The sequence below is a fragment of the Mesorhizobium sp. AR02 genome (genome assembly GCF_024746835.1).
Classification (GTDB): Bacteria; Pseudomonadota; Alphaproteobacteria; order Rhizobiales; family Rhizobiaceae; genus Mesorhizobium.
Genome location: NZ_CP080531.1, coordinates 7274084 through 7289854, shown reverse-complemented (window position 1 = coordinate 7289854; position 15771 = coordinate 7274084). Strand labels below are relative to the sequence as shown.

The window sequence follows — 15771 nt, the reverse complement described above, 5'->3', positions numbered from 1 at the left end:
GTGTTATGCGGTTTTCCGTCCGGAATTGCGTCAGAACAAAGAGATAGAGCAGTTCAGCGTTTCCGTGAAACGGTGAACTGCTCTACGAACCGGAGCCATTGATGACATTTCAGGCTGAATGGCTGCGCGGAACACTGCTGGCAACGTCGCTGGCCTTCACGCTCACTGGCTCCGCGCTGGCAGATGGCGCCGTGCCGGTCAACACCAAGCCAGCCGAGTTCAAGGTGACGGATTTCCTGCTCGACAACGGCATGGAAGTGGTCGTCATTCCCGACCACCGCGCGCCGATCGTCACCCATATGGTCTGGTACAAGATCGGCAGCGCCGACGAGCCGCCGGGCAAATCCGGCATCGCCCATTTCTTCGAGCATCTGATGTTCAAGGCGACGACCCATCACGCAGCCGGCGAGTTCGACCGCGCCGTCTCCGACATTGGCGGCTCCAACAACGCCTTCACCTCCTACGACTACACCGCTTTCCACGAGACGGTGGCGCCCTCGGCGCTCGAGTTGATGATGAGTTTTGAAGCCGACCGCATGCGCAACCTCATCCTCACCGACGACGTCATCAAGACCGAGCGCGATGTCATCCTCGAGGAGCGCCGCTCGCGCATCGACAACAACCCGCAGGCGGTGCTCGACGAGGAAGTCGATGCGACGCTGTGGCAGAACCAGCCCTACCGCATTCCGGTCATCGGCTGGATGCAGGAGATGGAGCAGCTGAACCGCATCGATGCCACCGCCTTCTATGACAAATACTACCGGCCCAACAACGCCGTGCTGATCGTGGCCGGCGATGTCGAACCGGATACGGTCAAGGCGCTAGCGCAGAAGACCTATGGCAAGGTGGCGCGCGGGCCGGACCTGCCGCCCCGCATCCGCCCGGTCGAGCCGGAGCAGAACACCAAGCGCACCGTCACGCTCACCGACGCCCGCGTCAGCGTGCCGAGTTTCTCGACGCAATGGGTGGTGCCGTCCTATCACACCGCAAAGCCTGGCGAGGCGGAAGCGCTCGACCTGCTGGCCGAAATCCTCGGCGGCGGCAACCGCAGCCGGCTCTACCAGGCGCTGGTCGTCCAGCAAGGCATCGCTTCCAGCGCCGGCGCCTATTTCCAGGGCACCATGCTCGACGACACCAATTTCACCGTCTATGGCGCGCCGCGCGGCGACGCCAAGCTTGCCGACGTCGAGGCCGCGGTCGATGCCGAGGTGGCGCGCATCGCCAGCGGCGGCGTGACATCCGATGAGCTCGAAAAGGCCAAGGACCGCTATATCAGGTCGATGGTCTTTGCCCGCGACAAGCAGGACTCCATGGCCGAAATCTATGGCTCGACGCTGGCTACAGGCGGCAATGTGCAGGATGTCCAGCAATGGCCGGACCGCATCCGCAAGGTCACGGCGGACGAGGTCAAGACCGCCGCCGCGCGCTATCTGGTGCTGGCCCGCTCGACGTCAGGCTATCTCTTGCCGCAGCAACAGGCGGGGAATTGATGATGACGAACCAGTTTAGCGGCGCGTTGACTTCTCCCCGCCAAGCTCCCCATTCTCCCACAAGGGGAGAAGGCAAGACCCTGCACGCCCTCGCAACCCTCTTCCTCTCCATCCTCTTCCTGATCCTGCCGGCGCTGGCGGCCCGGGCCATGGACATCCAGCAGGTCACCTCGCCAAAAGGCATCACCGCATGGCTGGTGGAGGATTATTCCGTGCCGGTCGTCGCCCTCCGTTTCGTCTTCGGCGGCGGCTCGACGCAGGATCCGCCGGGCAAGGAAGGTCTGGCCAATCTGATGACCGGCCTGTTCGACGAAGGCGCCGGGCCTCTCGATTCGGAAGCCTTCCAGATCAGGCTCGACGATGCCGGCGCCGAGATGAGTTTCGACGAGACACGTGACGGCATCTACGGCTCCATGCGCATGCTGTCCGAGCAGCGCGACGAGGCCTTCGACCTGTTGCGGCTGGCGGTCAACGAGCCGCGTTTCGACCAGGCGCCGATCGACCGCATCCGCGCCCAGATCCTGTCCGGCATCATCGCCAACGAGAACGATCCCGATACGGTGGCGCAGAACAAATGGGCGCGCGCCGTCTACGGCGACCACCCCTATTCGCGCTCCGACCAGGGCACCAGGCAGAGCATCGCCGCCATCACCCAGGATGATCTGAAGGCGCTGCACAAGGCTGTCTTCGCGCGCGGCGGCCTGCATGTCGCCGTGGTCGGCGCCATTGACGCCGAGACGCTGAGGAAGAAGCTGGACATGGTGTTCGGCGACCTGCCGCAAAGCCAGGCGCTCGCCCCGGTCGCCGATGTCGAGCCGAAGCTCGCGCAGCGTCTCGAGGTCAATTACGACCTGCCGCAGACCTCGCTGCAGCTTGCCTGGCCGGGCGTTAAACGCAAGTCGGCGGATTTCTTCCCCGCCGTGCTGATGAACGAGATTCTTGGCGGCGGCACCTTCACCTCGCGCCTGTTCCAGGAGGTGCGCGAAAAGCGTGGGCTGGCCTACGGCGTCAGTTCCTCGCTGGTCAACCAGGACCATGCCGACGCGCTGATCGTCACCACCGGAACGCGTTCCGACCGCGCGGCCGAGACGCTCGGCATCGTGCGCGATGTCGCCAGACAACTGGCGCAGGACGGCCCGACCGAGGCCGAACTGGCGGCGACCAAGAAATACCTGATCGGCGCCTATGCCATCACCAATCTGAACTCTTCGAGTTCCATCGCCGCGACGCTGGTCGAATTGCAGATCGACGATCTCGGCATCGACTACATGCAGCGCCGCGCCGGCTACATCAACGCGGTGACGCTCGACCAGGTCAAGGCGGCGGCGAAAAAGCTGCTGACGGCCGAGCCGACCATCATGGTGGTCGGGCCGCCGCTGGCCGGGGCCGGCAAGGGATGAGCCCGACCTTCGGCATAGCTTTCGGCGGCGGCGGCGCGCGCGGTCTGGCGCATATCCATGTCATCGAGGCGCTGGACGAACTCGGCATCAAGCCGGTGGCGATCGCCGGCTCGTCGATCGGCGCCATCATGGGCGCCGGCATGGCCGCGGGCATGACCGGCAAGGACATCCACGACTACGCCCGCTCGATCCTCGGCCGCCGCGCCGAGGTGGCGAGCCGCATGTGGCGTGCGCGACCGGGCACGATCGCGGAAGCCATGCAAAACGGCATCCGGGTCAGTCAGTTCAATGTCGAGCGCATCCTCAAGGCCTTTCTGCCCGAGGCCATTCCCGAAACCTTCGCCGCGCTGAAAATCCCGCTGAAGGTGACTGCGACCGACTATTTCGGCCACAAGCTCGCCGTCTTCGACGACGGCGACCTGCATTCCGCGCTTGCAGCCTCGGCCGCCATTCCCGCCGTCTTCCGTCCGGTGACGCGCGACGGCAGGCTGCTGATCGACGGCGGCATCTACAACCCCGTGCCCTTCGACCTGATCGAGAACGACGCCGACATCATCATCGGCGTCGACGTGGTCGGTGCGCCAGAGGAAGCCGACCGCAAGCAGCCGACCTCCGTCGACCTGATGTTCGGCGCCACGCAGTTGATGATGCAGTCGATCATCGCCAACAAGCTCAAACAGTGCCGCCCCGACATATTGGTCCGCCCGGCAGTGTCGAAATACCGCGTGCTCGACTTCCTGAAGATTGATGCGCTGATGAGCGAGACGGTGGACATCAAGGATCAGCTGAAGCGGGAGGTGGAAAAAGCACTGGAGGCGCGCTCCGGCGCCACCAGGCTCAAGCGCGGTAAGCGCGGTTTGGACTGAGTCTTGGGGCGGCCAATGCCTGTGGCCCTGATCCTGCTCTGATGCGCACGGTGCTGATCACAGGCGCTCGGGCGCCGGTGGCGCTGCATCTGGCGCGGCTGCTGGATGGCGCCGGCCTGAAGGTGATCCTGGCCGACAGCCCGGCCTGTCCGATTGCCGCGGCGAGCGCCGCCTGCGCCTCCTATCATCGTCTGCCGCCGCCGCGTTTTGCGCCGCAGGCCTATTCCCAGGCCGTGGCGGACCTTGTTCGCACCGAGGCGGTGGAACTGGTCATCCCGACTTGCGAAGAAGTCTTCTACCTCGGCGCACTGTGGCGAGACCGGGCCATGCCGGCCCGTCTGCTCGCGCCGGACATGGAATTGTTGACCCGGGTTCATGACAAGCACGCGTTCATCGGCTTGGCGCAAGGTTTTGGCCTTGCCGTGCCCGAAACGACGCTCCTGCGATCCGACGATGATATCGAGGCCGTGCGTGGCCGTTCGCGCGAGCTGGTGTTCAAGCCGGTCTGGTCGCGTTTTGCCAGTCATGTGCTGCTGCGGCCGCCGCCTTCCGCGCTCGATGCTATCAGCCCTTCGGCAGCGGTGCCGTGGGTGGCGCAACGTTTCGTCGTCGGCGAAGAGATCAGCGCCTATGCGCTGGCACATGACGGCAAGCTCAAGGCATTGGCGCTCTATCGTTCGCGCTACCGCGCCGGCAAGGGCGCCGGCATCTGGTTCGAACAGGTCGATGATGCCGCTGCTCGCCATTTCGTCGAAACTTTCGTTGCCGGCACCGGCTGGACCGGCCAGATTTCCTTCGACCTGATGCGGGAAAGCGACGGCACGGTGCTGCCGCTGGAGTGCAATCCGCGCGCCGTCAGCGGCCTGCACTTCTTCCGCGATCCGGAAGCCTTCACGGCTGCGCTATTTGAAGGCGCTGGGGTGAGGCCTGATGTCGGCAGACCGCAGACGGTGCGACTGGCCATGTGGGTCTACGGCCTGCCGTCAGCTCTTCGGTCAGGTCAGATCGGGAGCTTCCGCCAGGCGATGCGTGATGCGGACGAATTGCTCGACTGGCCGAACGATCCTGCGCCCAAGCGGGCGCAGTGGCGGGCGCTTGCAGAGATCGCGAGCAAAGCGCTGCGCCAGCGTATCAGTCTGCAGGCCGCCTCGACGCGCGACATCGAATGGAACGGGCCGCTTCAAAGCTCGATCTGATACACGCGTGGCGTTGCAGCTGCCGGCGGCATTTCGCCTGCCATGATGGCCGCGATGTCGCGGCGCAGGAAATCCAGCGGGCCGATCGCCGGCGGGGCAAGGGGAGCGTGGCGTGCATTGTCGCTAGCCGATTTCAGCACCTTGCGGTCCTGTGCCAAGGCGATGTTGAACAGCGGTTTGAAGGCGAACGCCTTGAGGTGGCCGAGCAGGCCCTGACGCGGGCCGATGAGCCAGCCGATACCCTCGACTATGTTCTCATCCGCCTGGCGCAGATGGAACGTCGTGGCCAGCGCCAGCCCGTCCTTGCCCCAATATTCCAGTTCGGCGATGCCTGGATGGCGGAAACGGCCGATGGTTTTCGTGCGTTCACCCTCCAGTAGCCGGCTGATCAGGCCCTGCTGCCGCTCCTCGCCGGTATAGCAAGCCTCGACCCAACCTTCGCCGCCGGTCACGTCGACACGCACAAGATGGCGCCTGGCGCTCAAGCCCCGCAGCAGGCCTTTATGGGTGAAATGCGTGTGGGTTGCGTCGAGGATGTTCTCGGCCGCGTCGAGCACGGTTGATTGCGTCGAGGAACGCACGCGCCGTACAAGCACGTCCTGGTCCTGCATGCAGTGGAGATACGGCTCCGTCTCTGGCGTGCCCGCCGAGACGAACACGATGCCATCACGCTCGATCGCGCCGTAGCGTCGCACCCGGTAGCGCGGCATCTCGCCGACATGGCCAGGAATGGCGGTGCAGAGGCCTTCGCCATCATAGCGCCAGCCATGGTAGGGGCACTCGATCTCGCCATTGACGACCTTGCCGGTCGACAATTCGACCAGCCGGTGAACGCAGCGGTCAAACAGTGCCGCGATGCCCTTGTCGGAACGGAACAGCACCACCGGCGAACCTTCGAACAGGATGCGCCTCGGTCTGGCGCCGACATCGGCTGAAAGCGCCACAGCCTGCCAAAAATCCTTTCGCGCGGCTTTGCTCAAAGTTCGAATCTCCGAAGCAGCGGTATCCCGACCAGTGCCAGAACCCGCCCCATTGTCCACACAGCGAGGCGTTGGCGGCGTGGCAGATGCCCGACATAGCAGGCGTTGTACTCGATCGCCGGCACAGCGCCGCGACGGCGTTTGAAACCGGCCGCACCGGCGCTCATGTTGAAGAACAGGCCGCGTGCCGTGGCGTGGTCCTGCGCCATTGCCATCGCCATCCGGTAGAGGCCGTCGCTGATCGGCAGGCTGGTGTCGTAGCCGACGATCGGCTGCGTCAGCGTCCCGCCGTTTTCGAACAGGCCAGTGACGGCAACAAGTTGCCCCGCTTCGTCTCGCAAGCCGGCAAGCCGCAAGATGCCACGCCGGTGCATTTCACTGATATAGCGGGCCGTATAGTGCGGATTGAGTGGCGTGTATTTTCGGATGTAGAGCATGCCGTAGAGCTCTTCGCTCCTGACATAATCGGCCGGCGTGAAATCGTCATCGCCGACGATACGCAACGATGTCGCGCGCAGCCGGGCACGATCGCGCTTCATGTCGCGTGTTATCGGCGGTGCTGAACTGCGGTCGGCGAAAATGTAGACCTGACGTGCGGCGAGCATATGAAATCCCTCCGCCTTGAGTGACGCGATGGTCGAGGGATCGGCAATGTCGTTCAGCGAGCGGATGACGATGGCGCGGTCGGGAAACCGGCCCGTCAGATCCGTACGCATCGCCGCGATGGAGCTGCGGTCGAGCAGCGGCACTGGATTGGTCGAATAGAGCCAGTTGTTGACCTGAACCTGATGATCGAGGCCGCTTGCCTTCACCAGCGGGCCACACAGGCCGATGAGCATCCGGATTGTTTTTTGCAGCCAAGGGTTTGAAGCGAAATTGCGGGTCTCGTCGATCGCATAGTCGATATAGGCACTGGACGGGCAGCAGATGTAGCAGTTCGGCGCCTCGCTGGCGTCGTTCAACGTCAGCGGAAAGGCTCGGCCTGCAATGTCGCAAGTCTCGACGCGAACGGTCAGGTTGGCGATGAGATCGTGCACCGGCATGGCCTTGAACAATTGTGCGAAAGCGTCGACCTTATGCAGGTCGTTCTCGACCCGGTCCGCTTGCTCCGGCCCCCGCTTGGCGGCTGCTGCCACGACCCGGCTCACCTGGCGGCCCCGGTGGGAAGCCGGCACTCGACACGGCGCAGCTTGCGGCCGGTTTCCAGCGGCAAAGGCGAGCGCACGGGTTCGACCGCGACCCTTGCCTGGCGCGAGGCGAACAGCCCTCGCACCGCCTCCAGTGCGGCCTGTGCGGCATCCCCGGCCAGGTCGGGCTTGAGGTGCAACTCGACCGTCTCGGGCGCCGTCTGGATCAGCCGGAAGTCGTCGATGCGCCGGTCCGCCTTCAGCACGGCATTGCGCAGGATATCAGGCGTGATCAGGAGTGGCTCTTGCGCAGAAGTAAGACGGAAGGCGTCGTCCATGCGGCCGACGATTTCATCCACCATGCGCAACGGCGAGCCGCATCGGCATGGTGTGGGCGACAGGCGCAGCAGATCGTTCATCCGGTAGCGCGCCATGATCTGGGTCTGTCGGCGGAAGGCGGTGACCAGCGGCGTCACCAGCCCGTCGCCAGCCGTTTCGAACTCGAAGAAGATGGAATCCTCGGCCAGATGCAGGTTGCCTTGCCGGCAGGTGACCGCGAACAACCCCTCGGTCGCCATATAGATCTGGTCGAGCCGGCGTCCGAAGAATGCTTCGATAACAGGCCGGTCGACCGGATCGAGCGTCTCGGCGGCGCTGAACACGCGCAGCGGCGAAAGCCGGAAGCGTTCGATCGCAAAGTGCCGCAGAATCTTGGGTGGGCCGATGACCACCGTCGGCGCGAACGCCTCGAGGGCCGACCGCCAACGCTCCGGCCCGAGCGTCAGGTCGAAGAAGCGCAGGTCGATGCGCCTCGACTGGCGAGCGGTATCATAAAGGCCGGTGTTTTGCGGCAGGATCACCGCCACGCGCTGCCGGCGCCAGAGCAGGTCAGGAATGGCTTTCGCCAGGATTGTCCCCAGCCAGCGGTATTTCTCGGCTTCGCAGATGACGAAAAGGCCACGATTGCCCGAGGTGCCTGTGCTGGCGCCGACCGTCAGCACGCCGAGACGGCCGTCACCAGCTGCCGCCGTCCAGGCGTCCGTGGACGACACACCGGCAATGTTGAAGCGCTCGAAATCAGCCATCAGCAGTGCCTTGTCGGTCACCGGAAGGTCACTGAGGTGGTGTGGCGCCATGCCATAGAACGGCGCCAGCGGCAGGTCGCGGTCGAGCCAGCGCCGCAAGGCGCGCGCCTGCCAGCGTTCGAAGTTTTCGCGGCTTTTGCGTGACACCCACAAGGTGCGGGCAAATGAGCGGATCGCTTCGCCGAACCTGGTCATCCGCCCTCCGGCGTCAGGTCGTATGGTGTCAGCCCTGGATCGTGGCAGAAGATCACCTCGCCGCCGGCTGCCAGAAAGCGGCGCAACGCCGCGCTGGTCCGATCGATGGCGGTGAAATCCTCGGCCAGCAGGCGTGCAGGAAAGCCCGGCGTCCGGTTCTCGACCAAAGCTTTGAGCAGCCACTGCACGTCGACCGCATAAAGCAGCGGCCGATCCATTTCAGGAAACAGGAGCCCGAACTGGCCATCGGCATGGCCTGGCAGGTCGACCGCGATGACGCTGCCGTCGCCGAACAGATCGGCTCCGCCGGGAATGTCGCCGCGCGAGGGGATCTGTCTCATCGCTGACAGCCCGTCGAGCCTCGTCTCGAAATCCGCCGGAAAAAGCTCGGTGAAGGCACCATGACGCAGGTTTTGCCGGGCTGTCCGCGCCTTCAGCCGCGACCAGGCGGCATCGCTGGCGATGAAACGCGCATTGGGAAACAGTGGCAGGCCCGAGATATGATCGGCGTGAAAATGCGTGACGATGATGGTTCTGATATCGCGCGGTGTCAGGCCAAAGCGGGCCAGGACAGACATGGGTTGCCCGGCCTCGACGAGTTCGGGCCCGAGCACCGCGCCATAGAGGCGCAGCATGGCGCTGCGCCGGGCTCCGGTGGTCACATGCGGCGTATAGCCGGTATCGATCAGCACCGGGCCGGCCTGCGGATGGATGATCAGCCCGTAACGCACGCGCAGCCGGATTTTTTGCCAGCCGCCGCCGCGCAGGATCAGTTTTTCGGCGGCGCTGACCCAGGCGCTGTTGGCGAAGACGATCTTCAAGCTGTCCCCCAGGCTTCGCGCCCTCTGGCAAACGTGCGGTCGAGCCCATCCTCGAACGGCACTTTCGGCGTCCAGCCAAGGATCCGCCTGGCCTTGGAAATATCGAGGCTCTGGGCATAGGCGAACAAGCCGAGGCCGTAACGGGTGACTGGCGGTTCGGGCCGGCGGGGCAGAAGCAGCGCCACAGCCTCCATCACGCCCGCTGCCAGCATCGCTGGCGCCAGCGGCGTCTTTCGCCATCGCGTTTGCAGCCCGGCGCGGGCGCAGGCACTGTCGGCAATGTGGCGTACCGCCAGCACTTCGCCGCCCGAGATGTTGAATATCTGGCCTTCGGCGGCGCTGCCGGCCGACAGCGCCGCGAACACCGCATCGACGACATCGTCGACATGGGTGAGATCGATGCGTGCCTGGCCATCGCGAAACAGCGGCAGCGGCCGCCGCGCTGCCTGCAGCAGGCGTGGCAGCAGCGCTCGGTCGCCTGCTCCGTAGATACCGCGTGGCCTGAGCACGACTGGCCCTATGTCCGCCGCCGCCAGGACGATGTCTTCACCTTGCCGCTTGGTGCGGGCGTAGTGGTTGACCGGATCGGGCAAGGGGCTCTTCTCGGTGACACAGAGCTGGTCGCGAAAAGCGAAACAGACCGAAGGGGTGGAGATCTGGACAAAACGCTGCACACCCAGCTGCCGTGCGAAATCGACGAGATTGCGGGTCGCCGTGACATTGGCGGCCTCGAAATCCGCGAGCCGGCCGAAAGGCGAAGACAGTGCTGCACAATGGACGATGGCATCGATCTCGCCAAATCCGGCGTCGGACTTCGCATCGAACGGCTGCGACAGGTCGCGACGCATGACCGTATGGCCGGCGGCTTCGAGTGCGGCGCTTCGCCTGGTATCGCGGCCTTGCGCCACCACCGGCGTGCCCGCGGCGGCCAGCCGCGCCACGACATGGCCGCCAAGAAAGCCGCTAGCGCCGGTGACGAGCACGCGTCCCATCACGCCTCCAGCGCCATGCCGCCGAAGGAGACACCGGCCGAGGTGCCGAGGAAGAGCACCTTGGTACCCTGCATGACGCGGCCTTGCCGGCGCGCAATATCGAGCGCGAAGGGAATGGACGCCGCGATCTGGTTGCCGTAACGCGCGGAAATGTCGACCAGCTTCTGTGTCGCGAACCCGGTCTGTCGTGCCATGTGCGCCAGCGCAAACGGGCTCGCCTGGTGCGGCACGACGAGGTCGACTTCCTCATGCCGCCAGCCGGCACGTTGCAGGAGTTCGCCGACGAAGCCATTGAAATGGCGCGCGGTCACCCGAAACAGCTCCTTGCCGTCCATGTGAAAGAGCGCATGGCGGGAAAACTCCTCCGGCTGGTGGTGGAAGTCGAAGCGGGTGCCGCCGGCCCCGATGCTACAAGCCTCGTAAGCCGATGGATAGGTGCGCATGAGATTGGCCAGCACCTTACCCTCTCCTGGCGCCGCCTTGCGCAGCGCCGCGGCGGCCGCACCGTCGCCGAACAGGGCGGCGATTTCAGGCTGTTCTTTCCAGGGCAGCGCGCGCGAGGCAATCTCTGCCGAGAACACCAGCGCGGTTTCGCTTTGCCCGGCCTCAATCATACGGGCGGCGGTTTCGAAAGCGGTGAGGAAGCCAAGGCAGGTGCTGTTGACGTCGAAGGCTGCGGCCGAGCCATCGGCCAACCCCAGGCGCTGCATCACCAGCGGTGCCGTCGAAGGCAGTGGCTGGTAAGGCACGCCACATCCACCGATGATGAGGTCGACCGCATCAGGCTCTATCCCGGCATCAGCCAGTGCCAGCCGCGCCGCCGTGCAGGCCAGATCGATTTGCGATTCGGTCTCGCAGACATAGCGCTCGATGACACCGGTGGCGGCTTCGATCTGGCCTTGGCCAAATCCCAGCCGCTCGTCGAGGCCGCGCGATGTCAAGCATAGGGCAGGCACTGCGCGCCCGGTTCCAACGATCTTGATCCGCATGCTCAGCCGCCCAGTGAGTTGCGATTCCCAACTCATAATGCGGACTGATGGTAACAGTGAGGCGGAGTATTAGACAGGGCGGTGCGGTTTCTGGCAGCGAGCTGCCAGGCCAAATAGCTGACGGACAGGGTCGCCCTCAGTCCTTCGCCCGCTCCACATAAGCCCCGTCCGCCGTCATCACCACCACGCGGGTGCCTGGCGCGATGTGGGGCGGCACCGTGGTGCGAACGCCGTTGGAGAGCACGGCCGGCTTGTAGGAGGACGATGCCGTCTGGCCCTTGGTCGTCGGCTCGGTCTCGACCACTTCGAAGGTGGCGCGCTGCGGCAGCACCAGGGCGATCGCGATGCCGTTGAACTGTGAGACCTGAACCGGCATGCCTTCCTGCAAATAGGGTGCTGCGTCGCCGACCACGGCTTCCGTCACCGCCACCTGGTCGTAGGTTTCCGGGTTCATGAAGTGGTAGCCTTCGCCGTCGGCGTAGAGGAAAGTGTGCTCGCGCTCCTCGACATAGGCGCGCTCCACCTGTTCGGTGGTGCGGTAGCGCTCCGAAACCTTCACCCCGTCGCCGATGCGGCGCATGTCGAGCTGCGTCACGGGCGTGCCCTTGCCTGGATGGATGTTTTCGGCAAAGAGGATCACATAAAGCTTGCCGTCCTTGTCGACGACATTGCCTTTGCGGAGCGAACTGGCGATGACTTTCACCACGGTTTTAAATCCTGCGAGAGTTGACGGGCGTTTGCCGGCTTGTGCGGCGCTGGTAGCGCATCTTGTCGCGAACCGCCAGCCCCCCAGGCGCGCCAGCACGCCTTCAATCCGCCCATGACCACAGCTTCGCCCTGGTGGACGCCGCATGTCCATGCTGACCGCCGCCCGCGGCTGATGCAGCGCAACGGCCTCACTACCGCCTTGCGCGACTGGTTTGCCCGCAACGATTTCATCGAGGTGGAAACGGCGGCCCTGCAGGTCTCGCCCGGCAATGAGGCGCATCTGGCGGCTTTCGCCACCGAGGCGGTCGGGCCGGATGGCGCGCGTTCGCCACTTTATCTGCACACATCACCGGAATTCGCCTGCAAGAAGCTGCTCGCCGCCGGCGAAGAGCGCATTTTCAGCCTTGGTCCGGTTTACCGCAACCGCGAGCGCGGCCCCTTGCACCATCCCGAATTCACCATGCTCGAATGGTACCGGGTGGGCGAGACCTATGAGAGCCTGATGCGCGATTGCGCTGATCTGCTGGCGCTGGCCGCGACGAGGGCAGTGGCGACGCGATTTTCCTTCCGTGGCCGCGATTGCGATCCGCTCAGTGAGCCGGAACGGCTGACGGTGGCGGACGCCTTCTCTCGTCATGCCGGCATCGATCTCCTGGCCACGGTTGCCGCCGATGGTGGCACCGATCGCGACGCGCTCTATGCTGCGCTCGTTCAAGCCGGCCTGCGCACGGCGCCCGACGACAGCTGGGCCGACCTGTTCAGCCGGGTGATGGTGGAAAAGATCGAGCCCAATCTGGGCTTCGGCCGCGCGACCATCCTGTGCGAATATCCGGTCGCCGAGGCGGCACTAGCCCGGCCGAGCCCGCGCGATGCGCGCGTCGCCGAGCGTTTCGAACTCTATTGTTGCGGCGTCGAGCTCGCCAACGGCTTTGGCGAACTGACCGATGCCGCCGAGCAGCGCCGGCGCTTCATCCTCGAGATGGACGAGAAAGAGCGCATCTATGGCGAGCGCTATCCGCTGGACGAGGATTTTCTGGCTGCGCTGGCCATCATGCCGCAGGCCAGCGGCATAGCGCTCGGCTTCGACCGGCTGGTCATGCTGGCGACCGGCGCGCAGAAGATCGAGGATGTCATCTGGACGCCGGTCGCGGCAACCTGAACGGCACGCCCGCTGCAGGCCTTCTCATCTCAGTGCGCGAAAACCTGCTCCAGCGAGCGAAAACCCTTGAATTCCAGCGCGTTGCCGGAGGGGTCGCGGATGAACAGCGTCGCCTGTTCGCCCGGCTCGCCCTTGAAGCGGACCATTGGCCGTTCCAGCCAGTCGATGTCGTCGCGCGCTTCCAGTCGCGTCGCCAGGCGCTGCCAGTCGTCCATCAGCAGCACGGCGCCGAAATGCGGGATCGGCACCAGAATGCCGTCGACCTTGCCGTCGCTGGCGGCTTGCGCGGCCTGCGGCCGCAAATGTGCCGACATCTGGTGGCCGTAAAGATCGAAATCGACCCAGGTCGCCGACGAGCGGCCAATCGCGCAGCCCAGCACCTCGCCATAGAAAGTTCGGGTTTCATCGAGATCACGGACCGGGAAGGCGAGATGGAAAGGCGTCATCAAGGATGCTCCGTGCAGGCTGCGGACTGATTTTGCGTCACAGGGTTCTGGGTGGGAACCATGTAGCGATGCATTCTGATTGAAGCCTGTGCCATTGCACAAGCCGGACCGGAACAATAGATGGGTGGGCGCGGCCGCAAGCTGGCCGCGACAAGCAGGATTACAGGCATGGCCGACATATCAGACGCTGCAAAACTGACCGACCGCGTCGCGGCGCTGGTCGAGGCCGCCAAAAAGGCCGGCGCCGATGCCGCCGACGCGGTCGCCGTGCGCGGCCGCTCCACCAGCGTGTCGGTTCGGCTCGGCAAGGTCGAGGCCACCGAATCGTCGGAAGCCGAGGACGTTTCGTTGCGCGTCTTCGTCGGCCAGAAAGTGGCGAGCGTCTCGGCCACCGCCGCGTCCGACCCGGCGATGCTCGCAGAGCGCGCCGTTGCCATGGCGAAAGTCTCGCCTGAGGATCCCTATCAGGGTCTGGCCGATCCGGCGCTGCTGGCTAAGCAAACGCGCGATCTCGACCTGTTCGATGGCACCGAAGTGTCGGCCGACCAGTTGAAGGAAGCAGCCCTGGCGGCGGAAGCGGCAGCACTTGCCGTCAAGGGCGTGACCAATTCGGCCGGCAGCGGCGCCAGCGCCGGGCTGGGCGGGATGGTGCTGGCCACCTCGCACGGCTTCCTTGGCCACTATGTCGGCTCGCGTTTCTCGCGTTCGGCCAGCGTCATCGCCGGCGAGGGCACCGGCATGGAGCGCGACTATGAATTCTCCTCGCGCCAGCATTTTGCCGATCTCGATGCGCCCGAGGATATCGGCCGCAAGGCCGGCGAGCGCGCCGTGCGCCGCATCGGCGCGCGCAAGGCCGCGACCGGGCCGGTCGACGTGGTGTTCGACCCGCGCGTCGCGCGCGGCATCGCCGGCCATATTGCCGGCGCCATCAATGGCGCGTCCGTCGCGCGCAAGACCTCGTTCCTGCGCGACATGATGGGCAAGCAGGTGGCCGCATCCGCGATCACGGTCACCGACGAGCCGCTCAGGCCGCGTGGCCAGGCCTCGCGTCCGTTCGACGGCGAGGGCGTCGAGGGCGAAAAGCTTCTGATGGTCGAAAAGGGCGTGCTCAACCATTGGTTCTTGTCGACGTCGGCGGCGCGCGAACTGGGATTGATCACCAATGGGCGCGGCGCGCGCGGCGGTTCCTCCGTCTCGCCGTCCTCCACCAATCTCGCCATCGAGCCGGGCGAACGCTCGCCGGAGGACCTGATCAAGTCGCTCAAGACCGGCTTCTATGTCACCGAAGTGTTCGGCCAGGGCGTCGACATGGTCACCGGCGAATACAGCCGCGGCGCCTCCGGCTTCTGGATCGAGAATGGCCATCTTGCCTATCCGGTCGCAGAAGTCACCATCGCCTCGAACCTGAAGACGATGTTCCTCAACATGGTGCCGGCCAACGACCTCGACCGCAATTTCGGCACTGCCGCGCCAACGCTCCTGATCGAAGGCATGACCCTTGCCGGAGCATGAGCTGACCGCTGCCGGTACCCCTTCTGGCGCCATTGGTGATCTGCCGCTGCTGCGCGACGCCGCCCGCGAGGCGGGTCTCATCGCCATGCGTTACTTCGGCAACAGCCCGCAAGTCTGGATGAAGGGCGGCACCTCGCCGGTCAGCGAAGCCGATCATGCGGCGGACGCCTATCTGCGCCGCACGCTGCTGGCGGCGCGGCCGGACTATGGCTGGCTGTCGGAAGAAACGGTCGACGACCCGGCCCGGCTTTCAGCGCGCCGCACCTTTGTCGTCGATCCGATCGACGGCACACGCGGCTTCCTCGAGGGACAGCGCACCTGGTGCGTCAGCGTTGCCGTCGTCGAACAAGGCCGCACGCTCGCCGGCGTGCTCGAATGTCCGGCGATGGACGAGACCTACTGGGCGCTGCCCGGCCAGGGCGCATTCCGCAACGGCAAGCGTATTGGCGTGCGCACGCTTGGCGACAAAGCCGAGATCTCCGGGCTGAAGCAGCTGATCGACCTGGTGCCGGCCGGCTGGCAGAAACGGCTGACACGGGCGCCCTACAGCCCCTCGCTTGCCTACCGCCTGGCGATGATCGCCAACGGCACGCTCGACGCCACCTTCGTCAAGCCGAACGCGCATGACTGGGACATTGCCGCCGCCGATCTCATCCTGCGCGAGGCCGGCGGCCAGTTGCTCGACCCGCATGGTCGCGCGCCGCTCTTTGCCGGCGAGGTAACCCGCCACGGCGCGCTCGCCGCCGGCAGCGGTGAGCTGTTGGCGGTACTCGTCGATGTCATCGCCGGGCTGTGAAAGCATATT

15 protein-coding genes are annotated in these 15771 nt (G+C 65.2%); 7 read left to right on the top strand and 8 right to left on the bottom strand.

All coding sequences use genetic code 11. The annotated features are described in order from the left end of the window. Positions 1-101: 101 nt before the first annotated feature. Genes DBIPINDM_RS39805 through DBIPINDM_RS39790 form a run of 4 tightly spaced genes read left to right on the top strand, consistent with a single transcriptional unit; the run spans position 102 to position 4952 of the window. On the top strand, positions 102-1490 hold the full coding sequence (locus DBIPINDM_RS39805) for a M16 family metallopeptidase (RefSeq protein ID WP_258584486.1): 1389 nt from the start codon (positions 102-104) through the stop codon (positions 1488-1490). A 2-nt stretch (positions 1491-1492) separates the two neighbouring features. Beyond that, the gene (locus tag DBIPINDM_RS39800; RefSeq protein ID WP_258584485.1) at positions 1493-2890 is read left to right on the top strand and encodes a M16 family metallopeptidase; all 1398 of its coding nucleotides are present in this window, start codon (positions 1493-1495) and stop codon (positions 2888-2890) included. Further along, positions 2887-3756, top strand: coding sequence for a patatin-like phospholipase family protein (locus DBIPINDM_RS39795; protein ID WP_258584484.1), 870 nt, complete (start codon positions 2887-2889; stop codon positions 3754-3756). The genes DBIPINDM_RS39800 and DBIPINDM_RS39795 overlap by 4 nt, the downstream gene beginning before the upstream one ends. A 41-nt stretch (positions 3757-3797) precedes the next feature. Then, positions 3798-4952 carry a hypothetical protein gene (locus DBIPINDM_RS39790; RefSeq protein WP_258584483.1) on the top strand — a complete coding sequence of 385 codons (1155 nt, stop codon included), beginning with the start codon at positions 3798-3800 and terminating at the stop codon, positions 4950-4952. Here the strand turns inward: DBIPINDM_RS39790 and DBIPINDM_RS39785 are convergent. The 7 genes from DBIPINDM_RS39785 to efp form a co-directional block, all read right to left on the bottom strand. Further along, the gene (locus DBIPINDM_RS39785) at positions 4937-5932 is read right to left on the bottom strand and encodes a Rieske 2Fe-2S domain-containing protein (RefSeq protein WP_258584482.1); all 996 of its coding nucleotides are present in this window, start codon (positions 5930-5932) and stop codon (positions 4937-4939) included. The genes DBIPINDM_RS39790 and DBIPINDM_RS39785 overlap by 16 nt on opposite strands. Then, a complete protein-coding gene (locus DBIPINDM_RS39780) occupies positions 5929-7080 on the bottom strand; it encodes a GNAT family N-acetyltransferase (RefSeq protein ID WP_258584481.1) in 1152 nt (383 codons plus the stop codon). The genes DBIPINDM_RS39785 and DBIPINDM_RS39780 overlap by 4 nt, the downstream gene beginning before the upstream one ends. Continuing rightward, positions 7077-8339 (bottom strand): F390 synthetase-related protein, encoded by a 1263-nt coding sequence (locus DBIPINDM_RS39775; protein WP_258584480.1) that lies wholly within the window; start codon positions 8337-8339, stop codon positions 7077-7079. Before DBIPINDM_RS39775 ends, DBIPINDM_RS39780 begins: the two co-directional genes overlap by 4 nt. After that, positions 8336-9160 carry an MBL fold metallo-hydrolase gene (locus tag DBIPINDM_RS39770; RefSeq protein WP_258584479.1) on the bottom strand — a complete coding sequence of 275 codons (825 nt, stop codon included), beginning with the start codon at positions 9158-9160 and terminating at the stop codon, positions 8336-8338. Before DBIPINDM_RS39770 ends, DBIPINDM_RS39775 begins: the two co-directional genes overlap by 4 nt. Further along, positions 9157-10152: an NAD-dependent epimerase/dehydratase family protein gene (locus tag DBIPINDM_RS39765; RefSeq protein ID WP_258584478.1), complete on the bottom strand. Its 996-nt coding sequence runs from the start codon at positions 10150-10152 to the stop codon at positions 9157-9159. Before DBIPINDM_RS39765 ends, DBIPINDM_RS39770 begins: the two co-directional genes overlap by 4 nt. Next, the gene (locus tag DBIPINDM_RS39760; protein WP_258584477.1) at positions 10152-11141 is read right to left on the bottom strand and encodes a 3-oxoacyl-ACP synthase III family protein; all 990 of its coding nucleotides are present in this window, start codon (positions 11139-11141) and stop codon (positions 10152-10154) included. The genes DBIPINDM_RS39765 and DBIPINDM_RS39760 overlap by 1 nt, the downstream gene beginning before the upstream one ends. A gap of 136 nt (positions 11142-11277) precedes the next feature. Further along, on the bottom strand, positions 11278-11847 hold the full coding sequence (gene efp, locus DBIPINDM_RS39755) for an elongation factor P (RefSeq protein WP_140768118.1): 570 nt from the start codon (positions 11845-11847) through the stop codon (positions 11278-11280). 114 nt (positions 11848-11961) lie between these two features. Here efp and epmA point away from each other — a divergent pair, with 114 nt between their 5' ends. Beyond that, entirely contained in the window at positions 11962-13008 is a 1047-nt protein-coding gene (gene epmA, locus DBIPINDM_RS39750) for an EF-P lysine aminoacylase EpmA (RefSeq protein WP_258584476.1), read from the top strand. Between the two features lie 29 nt (positions 13009-13037). On the opposite strand, the gene DBIPINDM_RS39745 is transcribed toward epmA, so the two are convergent. Further along, complete coding sequence (locus tag DBIPINDM_RS39745) at positions 13038-13454, bottom strand: VOC family protein (protein WP_027042200.1); 417 nt, start codon at positions 13452-13454, stop codon at positions 13038-13040. 168 nt (positions 13455-13622) lie between these two features. Between DBIPINDM_RS39745 and DBIPINDM_RS39740 the strand changes: the two genes are divergently transcribed. Beyond that, positions 13623-14966, top strand: coding sequence for a TldD/PmbA family protein (locus DBIPINDM_RS39740; RefSeq protein ID WP_258584475.1), 1344 nt, complete (start codon positions 13623-13625; stop codon positions 14964-14966). Then, positions 14953-15762, top strand: a complete 810-nt coding sequence (locus DBIPINDM_RS39735) for a 3'(2'),5'-bisphosphate nucleotidase CysQ (protein WP_258584474.1) — start codon at positions 14953-14955, stop codon at positions 15760-15762. Before DBIPINDM_RS39740 ends, DBIPINDM_RS39735 begins: the two co-directional genes overlap by 14 nt. Positions 15763-15771 lie beyond the last annotated feature (9 nt).